We start from the raw sequence: 20,237 nt of genomic DNA, 5'->3' as shown, positions 1-20,237 counted from the left end.
CGGCTGGATATTTTTCAGAGGCCCCGCTCAGTTTTTTGCAGGATGCCCGATTTTTTGAGCCGGTAAGCCAGGGCAGGCCGGGTTAATCCGAGTATGCGTGCGGCCTCTGAGACATTCTGTTTGGACATCTCCATCGCCCGTTGCATGAGAGTTTCTTCGACTTTGTCCAGGCTGACATTGTTGCTGATGATGCTTTCTGCCCAGTGAGCAGCGCCACCGAGAGAATCTCCCGCGATCACCTGGCCGGTATCACCAATGATTTCCGGAGACGGGGGCGAGCCCTGATGGAATTCGCTGTCCGGAACCACCGCAAAAAGCGCATCCTGGCTTATGGTTTCGTTGTTGTCCGTAAGTATCACGCCGCGCTCAATCACATTCTCCAACTCCCGGATATTCCCAGGCCAGCGATAACGAAGGCACATTTCCAGGGCCTTGTCCGAGAGGCCGAGTGTATGCTTGTTATACTCTGCCTCGAACTTCCGGAGAAAATGCTCGGCCAGGAGCGGTAAATCTTCAAGACGCTCGCGCAGAGGCGGGATATGCACCGGGAATACGTTGAGGCGGTAGTAGAGGTCGGCTCGGAACTTTCCTGCTTCGACGGCGTCTGCGAGACTCTCGTTGGTTGCTGCGATGATTCGGACATTGACGGAACGGGTGCGGTTATCGCCAACGCGCTCGAGCTCGCCTTCCTGGAGCACGCGCAGCAAAGAGGCTTGCGCCCGGGGTGTCAGTTCGACCACTTCATCGAGGAAGATGGTGCCGTCGTTTGCTCGCTCAAAGCGTCCCGGGCGGGATTGATTGGCCCCGGTAAATGCCCCTTTCTCCACGCCAAAGAGCTCAGACTCAATAAGATCGGGCGGAATGGCCGCGCAGTTGACAGCAACGAAGGGGCCTTCAGCTCTCTCACTGCGCAGGTGCACACTGCGGGCAATCACTTCCTTACCAACTCCGGTTTCCCCAAGTAGCAACACCGATACCTTGCCCAATGCCGCTTTATCAATCATTTTGCACACTTTGTTGTAGGAAGCGGACTGACCAATGCCGTAGTACTGGCCCTGTTGTTTTTTGAGGCTGCTGCGCAGTGAACTGACCTGGGATTGCAGGTCGTAAAGCTCCTCCATGATCGGGTCCGCCTTGAAATAACGGGCAAACTCTTCTGCATCTTCCCACTGTTCCGCGGGCTTCCCCACAATAATGCACTTGTCATCTCCGCAGCCCCGACAGTTGGTTTCGCGGAAGATAACCTCACGCCCCATGAAGGAAGATGTATATGCACATGCATAGCCGAGCAGGGACCAGCAGGCGGGGGCTTCCATCTGGCCAAGTTCCGTTTGGCAAATTTCCACCTCAAAGGAGTCAACCCATTCTATTTCTGCGTAAAACTCACCAGCCTCTTTGTCAATGTCCACCTGAATCGGAATGACGTTTACCATGCCTTTCAAGGCATGAAGCTGAGGGCCTGCCAGGAAAATATCGATCTCATCGCAATGTGGGCGAAGTTTGCGTGCCAACTCGGCATCCTTCAGGCCAGACTGGTACCCTAGGCGCAGGAAAAATCCTTTTGCTCTTTCAACGCCCATGCTGTTGACCATTTCGCGACGAAACGCCCCCATCGCACTCACCGCCATCAACAGCATGCGCTGTTCACCGAGCCAGATCTTCCCTTCTGAACTGAGGAATCGAATCTGATCGGTAAGATCCTGAAAATCCCGATGTTTTAGTTGTGGCTTATAGCTAATAGCCATGCCCGAATCCCCTATTGTTTTTGTACGGGGTGAGCGCGGACGCTCAGAAAGTGTTGTCTTTATATAACCCCTGATTCATGCCAAAAATCAACCAAATGATAAAAAACACCCGAAAAGTCGTAGCCAGCTCCAGGTGTTTCAGCAATTGCTCACATCAATTTTTGCGTTTCATCAAATGATCAAATTTTCCTGATTAATCTCAAGACTAAAAGCCGGCCCAGGAGTTCTTGATCAGCCTTGTTTGTTCAAAAAAACGAATAAACGCAATGTCTTGAAGATAATTGTGGCGGTGCTCAGAAAATTGTGGCACAGCCGTTGCTCCTGTCTTTCCAGCCAATAACAACCACAACGGGGTCAACCATGGAACAGCGAATAAAGACCTTTAACGAATACACCCGCTATATCCGCGTTCGCAGCGCACCGGAGGACAAGTTCGTGGAGTTCGATTTTGCGATCGGCTATCCCGAACTCTTTGTCGAGCTGGTGCTGCCCCGGGACGCCTTCAAGGTCTTCTGTGAGCACAACAATGTAGTGCACATGGATTCCGACATGATCCGCCAGATTGACGAAGACATGATCAAGTGGCGTTTCGGAGAAAAAGGCCACCGCTAGAAGCTGATAATCACCAGCGCCAACATCCACCTCACAAAAACAACGATGGTAGGGCAGATATGACTATTGAGATAAAAACCACTTCGGTGGAACCCATTCGCAACACCTATTCGGCGATTGCACGTCGATTTGGCGACAAGCCGGCAACCCGCTATCAGGAAGCCAGCTTTGATATCGAAGCTAAAACCAACTTTCACTATCGACCGCTGTGGGACCCGAAGCGCACCCTGAACGACCCCAGCCGCACCGCCATTCGCATGGAAGACTGGTACGCAGTGACCGATCCACGCCAGTTTTTTTACGGCGCCTATGTCGGCAACCGGGCGAAAATGCAGGAGGCTGCAGAGAGCAATTTCGCGTTCTGTGACAAGCGTAACCTGCTGACCCGCCTGCCCGAGGAAACCCAGCATCAGATCCTGCGCCTGTTAGTGCCTCTGCGCCATGTTGAGCTGGGAGCCAACATGAACAACAGCAAGATTGCCGGTGATGCGATTGCGACCACCGTTGCCCAGATGCACATGTTCGCCGCTACCGACCGCCTGGGAATCGGCCAGTACCTCTCCCGTATTGCTTTGTTGCTGGACGGCAGCACGGGCAAGGCGCTTGATGAATCCAAAACCTTCTGGATGGATGACGAGCTCTGGCAACCCATGCGCAAGCTGGTTGAAGACATGCTGGTGATTGATGACTGGTTCGAGCTCTCGCTTGTACAGAACCTTCTTCTGGACGGTCTCATGTATCCGCTGGTTTACGAAAGAATGGATGCCTGGCTGGGCGAACAGGGGGCCGAGGATGTGTCTCTGCTCACCGAGTTCCAGCGTGACTGGTTCAAGGAATCCCAGCGTTGGACCAACGCCATGATCAAGACCGTTGCAGGTGAAAGCGACGGCAACCGTGAACAGCTCCAGAGCTGGGTCACGCAGTGGGAACCACGAGCCTATGAAGCTCTGAAGCCCATTGCCCAGGCTACTACTGGCCTGGACGCCCTGGATGAAACCCGTGCTGAGCTTTCCGCCCGGCTGAAAAAAGCAGGCCTTGAGAGCACAGGAGTCCAGGCATGAGCCAGAAAGTATTCATTGCATTTCAGGATAACGACAACGCCCGCTACCTGGTGGACGCGGTTATGCAGGACAACCCCGAGGCCGAAGTTCAGTATCAACCGGCCATGATCAGGATTGAGGCCGAAAAGCGCCTCGTTATCAACCGGGAAACCATGGAAGAAACACTCGGGCGCGAATGGGATGTCCAGGAAATGCTGATTGATGTGATCAGTATTGGCGGCAATGTCGACGAAGACGATGACCACTTCATTCTTCAGTGGAACTGATTGGGAGATCCAACATGGCTATCAAGAACAAGAAGCTGAATCTTAAAGACAAATACCAGTACCTCACACGTGATATGGCCTGGGAGCCCACGTACCAGAAAAAAGAAGATATTTACCCGGATGAGCGCTTTGAAGGCATCAAGATTACCGACTGGTCCCAGTGGGAAGACCCGTTCCGCCTGACTATGGATGCCTACTGGAAATACCAGGCCGAGAAAGAAAAGAAGCTTTATGCGATCTTTGATGCCTTTGCCCAGAACAACGGCCACCAGAACATTTCCGACGCCCGTTACGTTAACTCGCTGAAGTTGTTCCTTTCCGGCGTGTCACCGCTTGAATATGCGGCATTTCAGGGGTATGCGCGGGTTGGACGTCAGTTCAGCGGAGCCGGTGCACGGGTAGCCTGCCAGATGCAGGCCATTGACGAGTTGCGCCACTCTCAGACCCAGCAACACGCGATGAGTCATTACAACAAGCACTTCAATGGCTTGCACGACGCGGCGCACCAGCATGACAGGATCTGGTTCCTCTCGGTTCCCAAATCGTTCTTTGACGACGCGCGTTCTGCGGGTCCGTTCGAGTTCCTGACAGCCATCTCGTTCTCGTTTGAATACGTGCTGACTAACTTGTTGTTTGTGCCCTTTATGTCTGGCGCCGCCTATAACGGCGATATGGCAACCGTCACTTTCGGGTTCTCTGCGCAGTCGGATGAAGCCCGCCACATGACGCTTGGCCTTGAAGTCATCAAGTTCATCCTTGAGCAGCACGAGGACAACGTGCCCATCATTCAGCGCTGGATCGACAAGTGGTTCTGGCGCGGTTTCCGCCTGCTGAGTCTGGTAGGGATGATGATGGACTACATGCTGCCGAACAAGGTGATGTCCTGGGCTGAGGCGTGGGAAGTTTACTACGAGCAGAACGGCGGAGCCCTGTTCAAGGATCTCGAGCGCTATGGTATTCGCCCGCCCAAGTATCAGGATGTTGCCAACGCTGCCAAAAATCACGTCAGCCACCAGGCCTGGAGCACATTCTACCAGTACAGCCAGGCAACCAACTTCCATACCTGGATGCCGGAAGAAGAAGAGATGGCCTGGCTGTCCGAAAAGTATCCGGAGACTTTCGACAAGTACTATCGCGCCCGCTTCGAGCACTGGGATAAAGAGCATAAAGAGGGGCGTCGTTTCTATAACAACACGCTTCCCCAGCTCTGCCAGGTGTGCCAGATACCGGTCATCTTTACGGAAAAAGACGACCCGACCGTGTTCAGTCATCGCCAGATCAAGCACGAAGGTGAGCGTTACCACTTCTGCTCCGACGGTTGCTGCGACATCTTCAAGAACGAGCCCGAGAAGTACATCCAGGCGTGGCTGCCCGTGCACCAGATTTACCAGGGCAACTGCGGTGGTGCGGATGTCGCAACAGTGGTTGAGAAGTACTACCACATCAATCCTGGCGTCGACAACATGGAATACCACGGCTCGCCCGATCACCAGCGCTGGCTGGATATCAAAGGCCTGAAGCCCTTGAAATCAAACAGCGAGAAAAAGTCCGCTGCCTGATCTGATTTGCCCGCCTTGTGCGCTGCCAGCCGGGGCGGGCCTTCAAAACAAAAAAGGAGTGCACCATGAGTGTTAACGCGATTTCCGAGTATCACGCTGAACCCAAAGACCGCGTCGAGAATTTCAACGGCATGCAGCTGCTTTATGTCTACTGGCCCAAGCATCTGATGTTCTGCGCACCCTTCGCCTTACTGGTTGCGCCGGATATGACCTTCGGTGCTTTTGTGGACGAGCTGCTCAAGCCTGCGGTTGCGGGGCATCCGGATTCTGAAAAAGCGGATTTCCTGAATGCCCAGTGGCTTCTTAACGATGAAGCCTTTACCCCGGACCCGGCAGCCACACTGATCGATAACGGCATTGACCATAAGAGCATGCTGACCGTAACCACGCCGGGCCTGGAAGGTATCCAGGGTTCTGCATCCTGAGGGCTGAGTGATGAGCTATACCGTTACCATCGAGCCGATTGGCGAACAGATAGAAGTGGAAGATGGACAGACCATCCTGCAGGCCGCGCTTCGTAATGGCGTGTGGTTGCCGTTTGCCTGTGGCCACGGAACCTGTGCGACTTGCAAGGTGCAGGTGCTCGAAGGCGATGTGGATATAGGCGAGGCATCTCCGTTTGCACTGATGGACAGCGAGCGTGATGAAGGCAAGGTGCTGGCCTGCTGCGCCACCCTCGAAAGTGACGTCACCATCGAGGCGGACATAGATGTAGACGAGGACTTCGAGGGCTATCCGGTTGAGGATTATCAGGCAACCGTCACCCAAATTGTCGATCTGTCTCCAACCATCAAGGGTATACACCTCAAACTCGACCGTGGAATGACGTTTCAGGCAGGCCAGTACATCAATATTGAGTTGCCTGGAGTTGAAGGCCCCAGGGCCTTCTCGCTGGCTAACCCCCCGAGCCGTGCAGACGAAGTGGAGCTGCATGTGCGCCTGGTGGAAGGGGGCGCAGCAACAACCTACATTCACCAGCAGTTGAAAGAAGGCGACACACTGAATCTGTCAGGACCTTACGGGCAGTTTTTTGTGCGCAGTTCGCAACCGGGTGATCTCATCTTTATTGCGGGCGGCTCCGGGCTTTCGAGCCCCCAGTGCATGATTCTGGACCTGCTTGAGCAGGGAGATGACCGCCAGATCGTGCTCTTTCAGGGCGCTCGCAATGTGGAAGAACTCTACAACCGCGAGCTGTTCGAAGGCCTGGCCCGTGACCATGACAACTTCATCTATGTACCGGCGCTAAGCCAGGCAGAAGAAGATGCAGGCTGGCAGGGCTTCAAGGGGTACGTTCACGATGCCGCCAAAGCGCATTTCGATGGCCGTTTTTCCGGGCGGAAAGCCTATCTCTGTGGCCCCCCTCCAATGATTGATGCAGCCATTACCGCTCTCATGCAGGGGCGCCTGTTTGAACGGGATATTTTCATGGAGAAATTCCTGACAGCGGCTGACGGAGCGGAAGATGCGCAGCGCTCCGCATTGTTCAAAAAGATCTGAGGGGACCGAGCCATGGGCGAGTCCTTTCAGATCACCGAGCAGTGCAGCGGCCAGTCGTTTCGCTGCAAGGCCGGTCAGAGCGTTCTCAAGGCCATGGAGCAACAGGGGCTGAAGTGTGTACCGGTAGGATGCAGGGGCGGCGGTTGTGGCTTCTGCAAGGTCACCGTGCTTAATGGCGATTACGAATGTGGAAAGATGAGCCGGGTACACGTGCCCCCGGAAGCCCTTGAGCAGGGTGAGGTGCTGGCCTGTCGCATCTACCCGTTGACCAATCTGGTTATTGAATGTCGACCGCAAACCGCGGTCACGCTTGCGAGCGAACAAACTACAACGAGCACACAACAACAAGAGCAATGAGGTAACTATCATGAAAAAGGGTGTAATGCGTCCCGGCCACGTCCAGATCCGAGTTCTCGATATGGATGAAGCCGTCAAACACTATAAAGACCTTCTGGGTCTGATCGAGATGGACCGTGATGACCAGGGCCGTGTGTACCTGAAAGGCTGGACGGAAGTGGACAAGTTCTCGGTTGTGCTGCGGGAAGCGGATGAGCCTGGCATGGACTTCATGGGCTTCAAATGTCTGAGCGAGGAAGTGGTTGACCAGTTGCGCGGCGAGCTCGTCGAGTTTGGTTGCGAGGTTGAGGATATTCCCGAGGGTGAGCTCAAGGATTGCGGCCGTCGTGTGCGGTTTGTGGCACCTACCGGGCACGCGTTCGAGATCTTTGCTACCAAAAAGCAGACCGGCAAATGGGGTGTTGGCAACCATAACCCGGAGGCATGGCCGATGGGCCTTGAAGGCATGAAAGCAACGCGCTTTGACCATTGCCTGCTCTACGGACCGAACCTGGATGAAACTCTGGACCTGTTCCGTGAGGTGCTCGGTTTTGATTTGGCCGAGCAGGTAATTGCGCCGGACGGCAAGCGGGTTGCGCAATTCCTGACTGCCAGCATGAAAGCTCATGACGTGGCCTTTATTCATCATGAAGAGCCGGCCAAATTCCATCATGCCTCCTTCTTCCTGGAGACCTGGCAGGATGTACTCAAGGCGGCGGACCTGCTGTCCATGACCGACACCTCCATCGATATCGGCCCGACCCGCCACGGTCTCACCCATGGTCAGACCATCTACTTCTTTGATCCGTCCGGCAACCGGAACGAAGTGTTCGCCGGTGGCGATTACCACTACCCGGATCACGAGCCGGTGACCTGGGATGCCGAGGAGCTGGGCAAGGCCATTTTTTACCACGACCGTGCGCTGAACGAGCGGTTCCTGTCGGTATTGACCTGATTAACCAGGTATACGAAGCGGCACTTTTATAAGGAGGGCCGGTGACACTGTCACCGGTCCCTGAAAAGGGCTGGGCCTGGGTGCCGAATTTCGCTGAATAAGGAGAGGTTATGCCAATTGCACAGCTTTATATCATTGAAGGCCGCAGTGATGAGCAGAAAGAAACCCTGATCCGGGAAGTCACCGAGGCCATGGCCCGTTCCCTGGATGCCCCCGTGGAGCGCATACGGGTGATGATCACCGAGATGCCCAAACAGCACTTTGGTATTGCGGGGCAGTCCGCCAAAAAACTCGGGCGCTAGTTCGAAAAGAAAACACCAATAATGACAAAAAAGGAAACATTGATGAAATACAAAAAAGCTCTGACTCTGGCGGGCCTGATCGCTGCCGCTCCACTTTCCTCTCCTGCGCTGGCCGCCAACGGACATTATGTGCCGGGCGTGGAAGGCATAGGAGGGCCCGCTGTGCCACCGCCTGGCGTTTATTACCGTGGTTATCTGGTGCACTACGACATCGACAACCTGAGAGATGGCCAGGGCAACAAAGCCCCCGGAAAGAATACCGGTGAAGTGACAGCGCTGGCGAACCGGTTTATCTGGATTACCGATAAAACCTTTTTGGGTGCCAACTACGGCATGGAAGCCATTGTCCCGTTGCAGGACACCTCTCTGAACTTCAGAGGGCTGGGTGTTAAGGATAGTGATAGTGGCCTTGGTGACATCTTCATCGGGCCCGTTGTGCTGGGCTGGCACGGGCAGCAATGGGATGCGGTGTTTGCGGCGGGTCACTGGTTTGATACGGCAAGCTATGAGCCAACGGAGCCCGCGTCCATTGGCAAGGGCTATGGCACCACCATGCTGACTCTGGGAGGGTCCTGGCATTTTGATGCGGACAAACGCTGGTCGTTTTCAGCACTGTCCCGTTACGAGATCAAGACCGAGCAGGATGACACGGACATTACCCCGGGCGATAGCTGGTTGGTTGAATGGGCGCTGAGTCACCGCCTGGACAGCGGGCTTAATGTTGGTTTGGTGGGTTACGAAGCCTGGCAACTGGAGCGCAGCAAAGGAACGGCTGCCGATAAAGCCGAGAAGCATGCACTGGGCGCTGAAGTGGGTTATTTCTGGCCGCACCTCGGGCTGGGCCTGAACGGTGCTTACTATCAAGAATACAACAATGAAGCCGGTCCTGAAGGAGATTTGTTGCGTCTGCACCTTACCAAGGTGTTTTAAGCCCAAAGGATCAAGCTCTCGGGGCATAGACGAGAGCTTGATTCTGCGTTGGCAGAATGCAGGGATTAGAGTGGAACTCAGAGCAGGGCGCTAGCCAGCCGTTCATAACTGCCCAGGCGATGCTGGTAGTCATGAGTGACTGTTACCACACTGACTTCATTCGACTGATATTGATCCGCAATACGGGTGATTTTTTCAGCGCACTCTTCCGCCGCACCCAACACCATGGAATTCAGCACCGCATCGAAGAAGTCCTGCTCGGACGGGCTTAACCGCGCTTTCAAACTCAGAGCTTCATCGGGGCTTTTCACCACTTCACGGATGCCCTGGCGGAAAGCTTTGACTTTCCAGTATGCCGAGGGAGCTGCCAGGTACTCTGCCTCTTCGCGGCTGTCAGCACACAGGGCGGCGACCGCGATGTTGGCTTCCGGCTGGCCGGTATGACCGGCATCACGCCACGCCTGCTGGTACTCGGAAATGACACAGGGTGGAGCGGGGTCCGGGCTGATAAACAACGCCAGCGTCATTTTCATGCCGAGCTGCCCGGCCAGGCCGCTGCTGCCGCTGCCAGAGGCGAGCATCCAGGTTTGCGGGGCGGCTGGCTGGCCCGGCATTACCCGCAGAGCCTTGTAAGGGTGGTCGTCTGGCAGGGTGTTGTGCAGTAACCCTTGCAACAGCCAGGCTTGTTCAGCGTAGTTTCCTGAACCTGGCCGGATTGGATAGGCCAGGGCGTGCGAGGCCAGTTCATCGCCACCCGGCGCTCGGCCAATCCCGAGGTCTATACGCCCCGGGTAGAGGGTTTCGAGCATACTGAACTGCTCAGCGACTTTGTACGGGCTGTAATGGCTCAGCATCACTCCGCCGCTGCCAACACGGATACGTTTGGTCACACTGGCGATATGGCTGACCAGAATCTCCGGGCAAGGGCCGGCGAAATTGACACTGTTATGATGTTCGGCCAACCAGTAACGATGGTAGCCCAGCAGGTCACAATTGCGGGCCAGATCAATGGTAATGGCCACCGGCGATTTATCATCGGGCAGACTCTGCACCGGAGATTGATCGACGACATTGAGTTTTAAAGCCATGGGAGATCCTGAAAGTAGGGTTTGGGGTATCAGCGTTCGCCGCGCTCATGCCTGGGAAACAGCCAGAAGGCAAACCAGCGGGTAAACCGGGGCATCAGCACGTAGCTCATGGCCACCATGACCACGGCAGTCACAATAAAGGTGCGCGCTAACAAGGGCAGCTGGGCGAGCAGGTCGCCGAACAGGAAAAAAACAAGCGTGACAGCCGGATAAAGTGCCAGCCAACTGACAAGCGTCATCTTGTACTTGGGGGGCGGTTTGACGGGATTGTGTCCGGGCATGGTAAACCAGGTAATGATGCCTGACATGGTTTCGACTTCGCTGGGCGCAACCAGGAGCGGTTCAATCTGCTCCAGTATCTCGGCACGTTCTTCGGAGCTTTGCCAGGAGGCCAGGGAGGCCTCATCCGCAAATTTGAAAATTATGCGGTATTCAGGGTCATTGGGACTGCTCGGGCGGAATAAGTTGGCGCCGAGGTGGCCCGGGTAGCGAGATGCCCGTTGAGTCATTTCGCTGCTCAGTTCCTCAAACCTGTCTTCCTGGCCCTTGATCACCCGGCGGGATATCACGACGGTGACGGCGTTTTCTTCGCTGAGTGTAGAGTCTGATTCTGGCATCTTGAAGGCCCTGACGGTTAAGTCATTTAAAGTGGAGTAGGTTTGAAGCAAGCCGTCGCAGATCAGAAGGCCTATAGTCTATGGGTAACAAATATAGTTTGGCGGTGATTTTTATCTACCTGATCCACGGGAATGTGTAATCTCATTTATGAGAATAACAATATGAATTACCAGGATTTGTTCTACTTCATCAAGGTGGTTGAAAAGGGGAGTCTGGTTTCGGCGGCCCGTTATCTGGATATCCCCACCTCAACCCTTTCGCGTCGTTTGCAGGCCTTTGAGCAACAGCTTGGCTACAAGTTAGTGCATAGAAGCTCGAAAAAATTTGGCCTGACGGAATCGGGGCAGCGCTTTTATGGCAGCCTTTCTCCACTGATGACTGAACTTGAGATGCGCTCGGAGGATGTCAATAGCGAGCTTTCGTCTCTTTCGGGAGATATCAAGATCACCGCCCCGATTGCTTTAGGGCATCACAAAGTGAAGGCGTGGGTGTTTGAGTTTATGGAGCTTAACCCGCGGGTGAGCGTGGAGATGTTCCTCAGCAACCAGAATGTGGATTTGGTAAAGAACAGCATTGATATTGCTTTCCGCCTGGGGTCAGTGACCCTCAATGACTGGATATCGCGACCGCTAATGGACACCGAGATGCTGCTAGTGGCTGCCCCGGAGATGCTGGATCATTACCCACAGCCAAAGCAGCCCAGTGAGCTGAATGCCTTGCCGCTGATCGTACTCAAACGCTCGGCTTTCTGGCGGTTTCAGCGCAGTGATGGTTACGCTGAAACCTTCACCCCCCATGCTCACCTCCGGACGGATGAAATCAGCTTTGCTATTGATGCGGTCAAGCGGGGCCTTGGCGCCTGCTGTGTACCGCGCTACGTGGTGGAGCGCGAATTAGGCAGTGGCGAACTGGTGCAACTGCTGCCTGAATGGTCAATGGAAAAGCGCACCATGCATATGATGTACCCCCATAGAGACAGCCTGCCGCTTAAAACGCGAGCATTCATTGATTTTGTTATGGGTAAGGTAAGCGAAGGAGATGCGGGGACCTGACCGGGTTAATTAGCTTTTCGGTTATTCCCGATTATGGGAACTCCAGCCGCCATTCTTGGTGGTTTTATCCCGTTTTTGCAAAGTTATACTGACTTCAAGACGCTGGCATGTGATCTGACCGTTTTTGGAAACATCCGTGCCACTCAACAACCAAAACACTGCGACAGTGTGCAGGTTCAGTTAATAAATAAGGTGAGCCATGAAAGAGTTCAAACATTTTATCAATGGCGAGTACGTTTCTTCGGCCAGCGGCAAGTTATTTGAAAACCGCTGCCCGGTCGACAACAGCCTGATTGGAAAAGTCCATGAGGCGGGTGAAGCAGAAGTTGATACCGCTGTCCGCGCTGCCAAGGCTGCCTTGAAAGGCCCCTGGGGAAAAATGACGCAGAAGCAGCGATCAACGATGTTGCACAGGATCGCAGACCGTATCAGCGAACGTTTTGATGAATTCCTGGACGCAGAGTGCCTTGACACCGGCAAGCCGCGCTCCATGGCCAGCCATATTGATATTCCCCGTGGCGCCGCGAACTTCAAGGAGTTTGCGGACTCCATGAGCCATCCGACTGAAGGTTTCCGGATGGATACTCCGGATGGTGCCGGCGCCTTGAACGTAGGCCACCGCACGCCCAAGGGTGTTATTGCCGTGATTTCCCCATGGAACCTCCCGCTACTGCTGATGACCTTCAAGGTTGGCCCGGCGCTGGCCTGCGGTAACACGGTGGTTGTCAAACCGTCTGAGGAAACGCCCGCTACGGCCACCCTGCTGGGTGAAGTCATGAACGAGTGTGGCGTACCACCAGGCGTATTTAACGTGGTTCACGGTTTTGGTCCTGACTCTGCAGGAGCTTTCCTGACCACTCATCCACTGGTTGATGCAATCACCTTTACCGGTGAAACCCGCACGGGCGAAGTCATTATGAAAGCCGCGTCGGTAGGGTTGCGCAATGTCTCCATGGAATGTGGAGGCAAGAATCCGGGCATTGTGTTTGCCGACTGTGATCTTGAGAAAGCCGTGGAAGGCACCATGCGCTCGGCGTTTGTTAACTGCGGCCAGGTTTGCCTGGGAACAGAGCGGGTTTATGTGGAACGCTCGATTTTTGACCAGTTCCTCGCCCGCATGAAGGAAGAAGTGGCCAAATTAAAACTGGGCCGACCGGAAGATCCCGAGGCCAACTTCGGGCCTCTGGTTAGCCTCGAACATCGCGACAAGGTGAAGAGTTACTACGATCTGGCTCTCGAAGAGGGGGCGACTGTCGAGATTGGTGGCGGTATCCCTGATATGGGTGCTGAACTGAACGAGGGAGCCTGGATTGAGCCGACCATCTGGACAGGCCTGGCTGATGATGCCCGTGTTGTTCGCGAAGAGATCTTTGGCCCTTGCTGCCATATCCGTCCGTTTGATTCTGAAGACGAAGTGATCGCCCTGGCCAACGACACCAATTACGGCCTGGCATGCGCAATCTGGACTGAAAACTCTGCCCGCGCTATTCGCGTGGCCGAGCAGATGGAAGTTGGCCTGGCGTGGGTGAACTCCTGGTTCTTGCGTGATCTTCGTACCTCATTCGGGGGCGCCAAGCATTCCGGGCTCGGGCGCGAGGGCGGAGTGCATGGCCTGGAGTTCTACTCTGAAACCAAAAACATCTGCATCAAACTCTGAGGAATGGACATGGATAAACAACAGATTCAGGACTGCGGTGATGAGCTTTACCAGGCCATGCTCGACCGCACCCCGGTGCGCCCGCTGACCGAGCGTTTCAGCGATATTACTATTGATGACGCCTACCATATCTCCCTGCGCATGCTGGAGCGCCGTATCGAAGCGGGTGAGCGCGTTATTGGCAAGAAGATCGGCCTTACCTCCAAGGCTGTGCAGAACATGCTGAAGGTTGACCAGCCTGATTTTGGTTATCTGACTAATGCCATGGCGTTTAACCAGGGTGAAGAAATGCCGATCTCCGAGCACTTGATGCAGCCCAAGGCCGAGGGCGAAATTGCCTTCATCCTGAAAAAAGACGTGCTGGGCCCGGGCATCACCAATGCGGACATACTGGCGGCCACCGATTGCGTTATCCCCTGCTTTGAAGTGGTTGATTCCCGCATTGAAAACTGGGAAATCAAGATTCAGGACACGGTCGCAGACAACGCTTCCTGCGGCCTTTTCATACTGGGCGACCGTGCAATAAACCCGCGCAAAGTGGATCTGGCAACCTGTGGCATGGTGGTGGAGAAGAACGGTGCCATCATCAGCACCGGTGCTGGCGCGGCTGCCTTGGGCAGCCCGGTCAATTGCGTCACCTGGCTCGCCAATACGTTGGGGCAGTTCGGTATTCCGCTAAAGGCAGGTGAAGTTATTCTGTCTGGTTCGCTGGTACCGCTGGAGCCGGTTCAGGCTGGCGATTTCATGAGCGTCAGCATCGGTGGCATCGGCAGTGCGTCTGTCCGTTTCATTTGATCGCTTCCTTTGACTACAGGATGTGGTCACAGGAAACCATTACAGGAATTCCAGATATGAACAAAAAACTTAAAGCGGTCATTATTGGCCCCGGCAACATTGGTACCGACCTGCTGATGAAAATGCAGCGTTCGGAGTGGATTGAACCGGTATGGATGGTGGGTATTGACCCTGAATCCGAAGGCCTCAAACGTGCTGCCGAAATGGGTATCAAGACCTGCGCCACCGGCGTGGACGGTGTCCTGCCGCACGTAATCGAGGATGATATCCGGATTGCGTTTGATGCGACCTCTGCCTATGTGCATGCCGAGAACAGCCGCAAACTGAATGAACTGGGGGTGATCATGGTTGATCTCACCCCGGCTGCCATCGGCCCGTTTTGTGTGCCGCCGGTCAATCTGACCGACCACGCAAGGAACCTGGAGATGAACGTCAACATGGTTACCTGCGGTGGCCAGGCCACTATCCCGATGGTTGCTGCTGTAAGCCGCGTTCAGCCGGTGGCCTATGGGGAAATCATCGCCACCGTATCCTCGCGCTCCGTTGGCCCGGGTACGCGCCAGAACATCGACGAGTTTACCCGCACCACGGCGGGTGGCGTGGAACAGGTTGGCGGCGCCAAAGAGGGCAAGGCGATCATCATTATTAACCCGGCCGAGCCGCCCCTGATGATGCGTGACACCGTCCATTGCCTCACCGAAAGCGAGCCGGATCAGGCTGCCATCACTGAGTCCGTGCATGCCATGGTGAAGGAGGTACAGAAGTACGTGCCCGGTTACACCCTGGTCAACGGCCCGATCTTCGATGGCAATAAGGTCACTTGCTATATGCAGGTGGAAGGGTTGGGTGATTTCTTGCCCAAGTACGCCGGTAATCTGGACATTATGACGGCCGCCGCTCTGCGTACTGCCGAGATGTTTGCTGAAGAAGCGGCTGACGGCACCATCACATTGCCGGCACGCGGCTAAGCGGGGGAGAGAACAATGAATTTACAAGGTAAAAAAGTCACGTTGCACGATATGAGCCTGCGCGATGGCATGCACGCCAAACAACACCAGATCAGTCTGGAAGAGGCGGTTAACATCGCGACAGCGCTGGATGAAGCAGGCATGCCGATGATCGAAGTCACCCATGGTGACGGCTTGGGCGGTCGCTCTCTGAACTACGGATTCCCGGCCCACAGCGACAAGGAATACCTCAGCGCTGTTGTGCCGAAGATGAAAAATGCCAAGATTTCTGCCTTGCTTCTGCCGGGGATCGGTACCGTTGATCACCTGAAGATGGCGCGGGATTGCGGCGTCTCCAGCATTCGCGTGGCCACTCACTGCACCGAAGCTGACGTGTCGGAACAGCACATTGGCATGGCTGCCAAAATGAAGATGGACACGGTTGGCTTCCTGATGATGGCGCATATGGTCGGCCCGGAGAAGATACTTGAGCAGGCCAAATTGATGGTCGGCTACGGTGCCAATTGCATCTATGCCACCGATTCTGCAGGTTACATGCTGCCCGACGATGTCACCGCACGTATCGGATTGCTGCGTGCCGAGCTACCCTCCGACATCGAAATCGGGTTCCACGGCCACCACAATCTGGGTATGGGCATCGCCAACTCGCTGGCTGCGATTGAAGCGGGCGCATCTCGTATCGACGGTTCCGTTGCCGGTTTAGGTGCGGGTGCTGGTAATACACCACTGGAAGTATTCTGTGCCGTACTGGATCGCATGGGTGTGGAAACCGGAGTTGATCTTTACAAGATCATGGATGTCGCTGAAGACCTGGTGGTACCGATGATGGATCAGCCGATTCGTGTGGATCGCAACGCCCTGACCCTGGGTTACGCGGGAGTTTACTCCTCATTCCTGCTTTTCGCAGAGCGGGCGGAGAAAAAGTATGGCATTTCGGCCCGTGACATTCTGGTGGAGCTGGGCCGTCGCGGCACGGTTGGCGGCCAGGAAGACATGATTGAAGACCTGGCACTGACCATGGCCAAAGAAAAGGGATTGATCTGATGACTGACGTATACGAGAACAAACTGACACAGGCTCAGATTGAAGAGTTGGCGATCCACTGTGAGAAAGCCGAGCTGGAAGCCTATGAGATCACCAAGATCACCAACGATTACCCCCAGATGACCTATAAGGATGCCTTCGACATCCAGTGGGAAATCCGTCGTCGCAAGGAAGAGCGTGGCCATAAAATCGTTGGCATGAAAATGGGGCTGACCTCCTGGGCCAAAATGGCGCAGATGGGTGTTGAGCAGCCCTGCTATGGTTTTCTGGCGGACTACTTCAGCGTGCCCGAGGGCGGTGAAATCAAACATGACGAGCTGATTCACCCGAAAATCGAGGCGGAACTGGCCTTTGTGCTCAAGGAAGAACTGAAAGGGCCAGGTGTGCATATTGGTGATGTGTTGCGTGCCACCGATTTCGTCATGCCCGCGGTTGAGGTGATCGATTCCCGTTACAAAGATTTCAAATTCGATCTTAAGAGTGTGATTGCAGACAACTCTTCCTCCAGCCGTTTTGTAACGGGCGGTCGCATGGCAGACATTGCTGATGTGGACCTGAAGAACATCGGCGTGGTGATGGAAATCAACGGCGAAGTGGTTCAGACCGGAGCGGGTGCTGCTGTGCTGGGCCACCCGGCAGCGTCAGTAGCCATGCTGGCTAATATGATGGCGGATCGTGGTGAAACCTTGCCTGCTGGTAGCTTCATCATGATCGGTGCCATCACGGCGGCTGTTCAGGTCGATAAGGGTGATGCTTTCACCGTGCGCTATCAGGGTCTGGGTACCTTGAGCGGTAAATTTGTTTAAGGCGTTTTGATTCGCCAGCCTGCCAGGCCCCTCCCCAACCCGATGTCAGCTATCCCTGACATCGGGTTGCTTGCGGTCTCTTGTTGGATTTCGGAGGTTAATCAAGGTGTCCCGATTTGAATCGTTTCCAGACCGCCCTCATGAGCACGCTCAACTACTGGTGTTGACCGACAGAGAAGGCAGAATCACCTATGCGAGCACGGCATTTTGTGCGCTTTGCGGCTTCTCTGAAGATGAGCTGAAAGCAGACTCGTTCAGCAAGCTGAGACACCCGAGAATGCCCAAGGGGCCGCTCAGGGATCTGTGGGATACCCTTGGCCGGGGCGAGTCCTGGATGGGCATGCTCTGTAATCGCAAGGCAGATGGCACGGATTGGTGGCTTGATGCGTTTGTCAGCCCCATTACGGACACCGATGGTACGGTGCTGGAGTATCAGGCCATTTATCGGGTACCTGATGTCGACATCATTCAACGTACCGAACAGGTTTACCGCGCTCGCAGCAAGGGCAAGCAGCCCTTGGCGTTGAGAGTTCCCAGACTTGGACCCGCCACCGAGCAATGGCTTATCGCTACCCTTTGCCTTGCCCCTTCTCTAGTTGTGGGGATGGTTGGCCAAGCGGGCCTGTCTGCTCTCTTTTTTGCCTTGGGTAGTGCCGTTTCTTTTGGCTTTCTTTACGGCCTCAACCGGCCCCTGACCCGGCTGTTCAATCGTTGTCGCAAAGTCGTCAGTCATCCGATCAAGCAGTTGGTCTATACCGGCAACGCCGGCCTGGTTGGCGAGATCGAACTTACCATGCGGCTGATGCAAGTGCGGCTGGAGGTCATGGCGGCCAGGATTCGCGATAGCGGCGGGCAGATTGAGGGTAATGTCCTGCAGGCCAACCGCCTGTTGCAGGTGAGCACAGACGCCTCCGAAAAGCAGCTGTTGGCGCTGTCCACCGTGGCCACGTCTATCGAGGAATTCAGTGCAAGCATCCGGGAGGTTTCGGAGAACACCGAGCAGGCCGCCAGTCTCAGTGCACGAAACCGGGAATCCGGAGAAGAAAGTGCCCGTTCTGCAGCCGCCGCCCGGAACAGCATCCACGCACTGGCGCTGGAACTGGAAGAGTCCGGCCAGATCGTGGAAGAGTTGGATAAGAATAGCCAGTCCATAGGCCGGATACTGGATGTAATAGTCGCCATTGCGGAACAGACTAACCTGCTGGCGCTGAACGCTGCCATTGAGGCCGCACGTGCCGGAGACAGCGGTCGTGGCTTTGCCGTGGTGGCAGATGAGGTCCGCTCACTCGCGCAAAGGACGCAGGAATCCACTAACGAGATCCAACAGATGATCAGCGCGCTGCAGGAAGGATCCCGGCGGGTGGTCGAGTCCATCGATAAGAGCAAGCGTCAGTCCGCAATCAGTGTCGAACAGGTGTCTGCCAGCACTGAAGAGCTTCAGAATATCGTGGCGGGCATTTCTGAAAGCGATGGTCTGAACCAACAGATTGCCGCAGCCAGTGAGCAGCAAAACCAGACCGTATCGCAGCTGAATCACGACATCCACGATATACATCAGATAGCCGTCAGTACCAGTGAACAGCTTCTGGATACCGCCAAGGCGGGGCAGGCCGTCGGCTATCATGTTGGTCGACAGCAATTGCTGATCAAGCACCTCATGCCTGCTGAAACCGAGTCTGAATGCCGCCGATTATAAGGAGTACAACAACGCAGAGGCGAAAAGTTGCTTTGAGTATTTTTGTGCCATTCGCAGCCGGCTATTTTGCGTCCTACCTGTATCGTGCCATCAATGCCGTCATCGCCGATGAACTGGTGGCCGATCTGGGCCTGTCCGCAAATCAGCTCGGCCTGCTGACCAGTGCCTACTTCCTCGCATTCGCTGTGGTTCAGTTGCCGGTTGGCATGTTGCTGGACCGCTTCGGACCCCGTCGGGTCGAGGCCTTGCTGTTGCTGATCGCGGCTCTGGGCGCGGTTATCTTCTCCCTGGCAGACAACCTTGCGGCCTTGACGTTGGGCCGGTTACTGATCGGTGTGGGAGTAGCCTGCTGTCTGATGGCGTCCTTCAAGGCATTTGCGCTCTGGTTCCGGCCGGACCAGTTGCCAATGCTGAACGGCAGCCTCATGGCTTTCGGGGCGTTGGGGGCGCTCGCGGCTACGGCACCGGTAGCGTGGTTGCTGGAGCTAACCGGCTGGAGACAGCTGTTTATGGGCTTGGCGGTAATGACCCTGATAATGTCCGGGCTAATCCTGGTGATGGTACCTGAGCACAGGGCGCCGCCAAAGGATATCCGTTTTGACGCCCTGTTTGGTGGTCTGAAACAGGTGTTGTGCGACCGTTTTTTCTGGCGCATTGCTCCGGTTGCCGCGGTGTTCAGCGGCTCCTCTATGGCTATTGCCACACTCTGGGCTGCCCCTTGGCTGCGTGACATCATGCAACAGGATTCGGGGCAGGTCGCGACAGCGTTGATGTTCATGGCGATGGGTATGGGAGCCGGTTTTTTAAGCCTGGGTTTCATTCTGGCGTGGCTGCTCAGGCACGGAGTTCGGCCGGTACCCGTTATTGCTGTGCTCATGACATTGTTTATGAGTATGGTTGCAGCCATGGCAACAGGCTGGCACATACCGGTGCTCCCTCTGTTCATGGCTACAATGGGGTTTTTGGCCTCTGCATCTGCTACGATATTTTCTTTGTTATCAGGTCACTTCGACAGTAGCCTGGCCGGTCGGGCCAGCACCGCGCTCAACTTGCTGGTTTTCCTGGCAGCGTTTGTTTTTCAGTGGGGCATTGGAATCGTTATCGGTTTTTGGGGCGGGGTGGACGCTGGCGCATATCCGGCAGAGGGATACCAGATTGCATTTGGCACCTTGGTTGTCCTGCAAGCTATCATGATTGCCACGCTGGTGTTTAAAGACCGCAAGCTGGCAACTTAAAGGATAGTAACGAGG

At 55.2% G+C, this 20,237-nt stretch carries 21 protein-coding genes; 18 read left to right on the top strand and 3 right to left on the bottom strand.

Annotated elements, in window-relative coordinates:
• Positions 1–14: 14 nt before the first annotated feature.
• Positions 15–1,745, bottom strand: coding sequence for a sigma-54-dependent Fis family transcriptional regulator (locus tag CDH48_RS03805; protein WP_100687402.1), 1,731 nt, complete (start codon positions 1,743–1,745; stop codon positions 15–17).
• 360 nt (positions 1,746–2,105) lie between these two features.
• On the opposite strand from CDH48_RS03805, the gene CDH48_RS03800 reads away from it, so the two are divergent.
• The 10 genes from CDH48_RS03800 (at position 2,106) to CDH48_RS03755 (ending at position 9,263) form a co-directional block, all read left to right on the top strand.
• The gene (locus tag CDH48_RS03800; RefSeq protein WP_100687401.1) at positions 2,106–2,357 is read left to right on the top strand and encodes a phenol hydroxylase subunit; all 252 of its coding nucleotides are present in this window, start codon (positions 2,106–2,108) and stop codon (positions 2,355–2,357) included.
• A 59-nt stretch (positions 2,358–2,416) separates the two neighbouring features.
• Entirely contained in the window at positions 2,417–3,418 is a 1,002-nt protein-coding gene (locus CDH48_RS03795; RefSeq protein WP_100687400.1) for an aromatic/alkene monooxygenase hydroxylase subunit beta, read from the top strand.
• Entirely contained in the window at positions 3,415–3,684 is a 270-nt protein-coding gene (locus CDH48_RS03790) for an MmoB/DmpM family protein (RefSeq protein ID WP_100687399.1), read from the top strand. Before CDH48_RS03795 ends, CDH48_RS03790 begins: the two co-directional genes overlap by 4 nt.
• Before the next feature lie 14 nt (positions 3,685–3,698).
• Positions 3,699–5,243 carry an aromatic/alkene/methane monooxygenase hydroxylase/oxygenase subunit alpha gene (locus CDH48_RS03785; protein WP_100687398.1) on the top strand — a complete coding sequence of 515 codons (1,545 nt, stop codon included), beginning with the start codon at positions 3,699–3,701 and terminating at the stop codon, positions 5,241–5,243.
• A gap of 65 nt (positions 5,244–5,308) precedes the next feature.
• Positions 5,309–5,668, top strand: coding sequence for a phenol hydroxylase subunit P4 (locus tag CDH48_RS03780; RefSeq protein WP_100687397.1), 360 nt, complete (start codon positions 5,309–5,311; stop codon positions 5,666–5,668).
• A gap of 10 nt (positions 5,669–5,678) precedes the next feature.
• Positions 5,679–6,740: an NADH:ubiquinone reductase (Na(+)-transporting) subunit F gene (locus tag CDH48_RS03775; RefSeq protein WP_100687396.1), complete on the top strand. Its 1,062-nt coding sequence runs from the start codon at positions 5,679–5,681 to the stop codon at positions 6,738–6,740.
• Positions 6,741–6,752: 12 nt separating this feature from the next.
• A complete protein-coding gene (locus CDH48_RS03770) occupies positions 6,753–7,097 on the top strand; it encodes a 2Fe-2S iron-sulfur cluster-binding protein (RefSeq protein ID WP_100687395.1) in 345 nt (114 codons plus the stop codon).
• A gap of 10 nt (positions 7,098–7,107) precedes the next feature.
• Positions 7,108–8,031, top strand: coding sequence for a catechol 2,3-dioxygenase (locus tag CDH48_RS03765; RefSeq protein ID WP_100687394.1), 924 nt, complete (start codon positions 7,108–7,110; stop codon positions 8,029–8,031).
• 110 nt (positions 8,032–8,141) lie between these two features.
• A complete protein-coding gene (locus tag CDH48_RS03760; RefSeq protein WP_100687393.1) occupies positions 8,142–8,333 on the top strand; it encodes a 2-hydroxymuconate tautomerase in 192 nt (63 codons plus the stop codon).
• 42 nt (positions 8,334–8,375) lie between these two features.
• Positions 8,376–9,263, top strand: a complete 888-nt coding sequence (locus CDH48_RS03755; protein WP_100687392.1) for a SphA family protein — start codon at positions 8,376–8,378, stop codon at positions 9,261–9,263.
• A gap of 77 nt (positions 9,264–9,340) precedes the next feature.
• Here the strand turns inward: CDH48_RS03755 and CDH48_RS03750 are convergent, their stop codons facing one another.
• Together CDH48_RS03750 and CDH48_RS03745 are read right to left on the bottom strand one after the other, a co-directional pair.
• A complete protein-coding gene (locus tag CDH48_RS03750) occupies positions 9,341–10,351 on the bottom strand; it encodes an MsnO8 family LLM class oxidoreductase (RefSeq protein WP_100687391.1) in 1,011 nt (336 codons plus the stop codon).
• 29 nt (positions 10,352–10,380) lie between these two features.
• Complete coding sequence (locus CDH48_RS03745; protein ID WP_100687390.1) at positions 10,381–10,968, bottom strand: antibiotic biosynthesis monooxygenase; 588 nt, start codon at positions 10,966–10,968, stop codon at positions 10,381–10,383.
• Between the two features lie 162 nt (positions 10,969–11,130).
• Here CDH48_RS03745 and CDH48_RS03740 point away from each other — a divergent pair, with 162 nt between their 5' ends.
• The 8 genes from CDH48_RS03740 (at position 11,131) to CDH48_RS03705 (ending at position 20,222) form a co-directional block, all read left to right on the top strand.
• Positions 11,131–12,021: a LysR family transcriptional regulator gene (locus CDH48_RS03740; protein ID WP_188437669.1), complete on the top strand. Its 891-nt coding sequence runs from the start codon at positions 11,131–11,133 to the stop codon at positions 12,019–12,021.
• A gap of 199 nt (positions 12,022–12,220) precedes the next feature.
• Positions 12,221–13,678, top strand: a complete 1,458-nt coding sequence (locus CDH48_RS03735) for a 2-hydroxymuconic semialdehyde dehydrogenase (RefSeq protein WP_100687388.1) — start codon at positions 12,221–12,223, stop codon at positions 13,676–13,678.
• A gap of 9 nt (positions 13,679–13,687) precedes the next feature.
• Positions 13,688–14,473, top strand: coding sequence for a 2-oxopent-4-enoate hydratase (gene dmpE, locus CDH48_RS03730; protein WP_100687387.1), 786 nt, complete (start codon positions 13,688–13,690; stop codon positions 14,471–14,473).
• Between the two features lie 56 nt (positions 14,474–14,529).
• The gene (locus tag CDH48_RS03725; RefSeq protein WP_100687386.1) at positions 14,530–15,441 is read left to right on the top strand and encodes an acetaldehyde dehydrogenase (acetylating); all 912 of its coding nucleotides are present in this window, start codon (positions 14,530–14,532) and stop codon (positions 15,439–15,441) included.
• 15 nt (positions 15,442–15,456) lie between these two features.
• Positions 15,457–16,485, top strand: coding sequence for a 4-hydroxy-2-oxovalerate aldolase (gene dmpG / locus CDH48_RS03720; RefSeq protein WP_100687385.1), 1,029 nt, complete (start codon positions 15,457–15,459; stop codon positions 16,483–16,485).
• Entirely contained in the window at positions 16,485–17,291 is an 807-nt protein-coding gene (gene dmpH, locus CDH48_RS03715) for a 2-oxo-3-hexenedioate decarboxylase (RefSeq protein WP_100687384.1), read from the top strand. Before dmpG ends, dmpH begins: the two co-directional genes overlap by 1 nt.
• A 106-nt stretch (positions 17,292–17,397) precedes the next feature.
• A complete protein-coding gene (locus CDH48_RS03710) occupies positions 17,398–18,987 on the top strand; it encodes a methyl-accepting chemotaxis protein (protein WP_157807794.1) in 1,590 nt (529 codons plus the stop codon).
• Between the two features lie 32 nt (positions 18,988–19,019).
• Complete coding sequence (locus CDH48_RS03705; protein ID WP_157807793.1) at positions 19,020–20,222, top strand: MFS transporter; 1,203 nt, start codon at positions 19,020–19,022, stop codon at positions 20,220–20,222.
• Positions 20,223–20,237: the final 15 nt, after the last annotated feature.

The organism is Marinobacter aromaticivorans, assembly GCF_002806975.1.
GTDB classification, from domain to species: Bacteria; Pseudomonadota; Gammaproteobacteria; order Pseudomonadales; family Oleiphilaceae; genus Marinobacter; species Marinobacter aromaticivorans.
The sequence above is the reverse complement of the archived record's forward strand: the minus strand, read 5'-3'. Positions and strand labels throughout refer to the sequence as shown.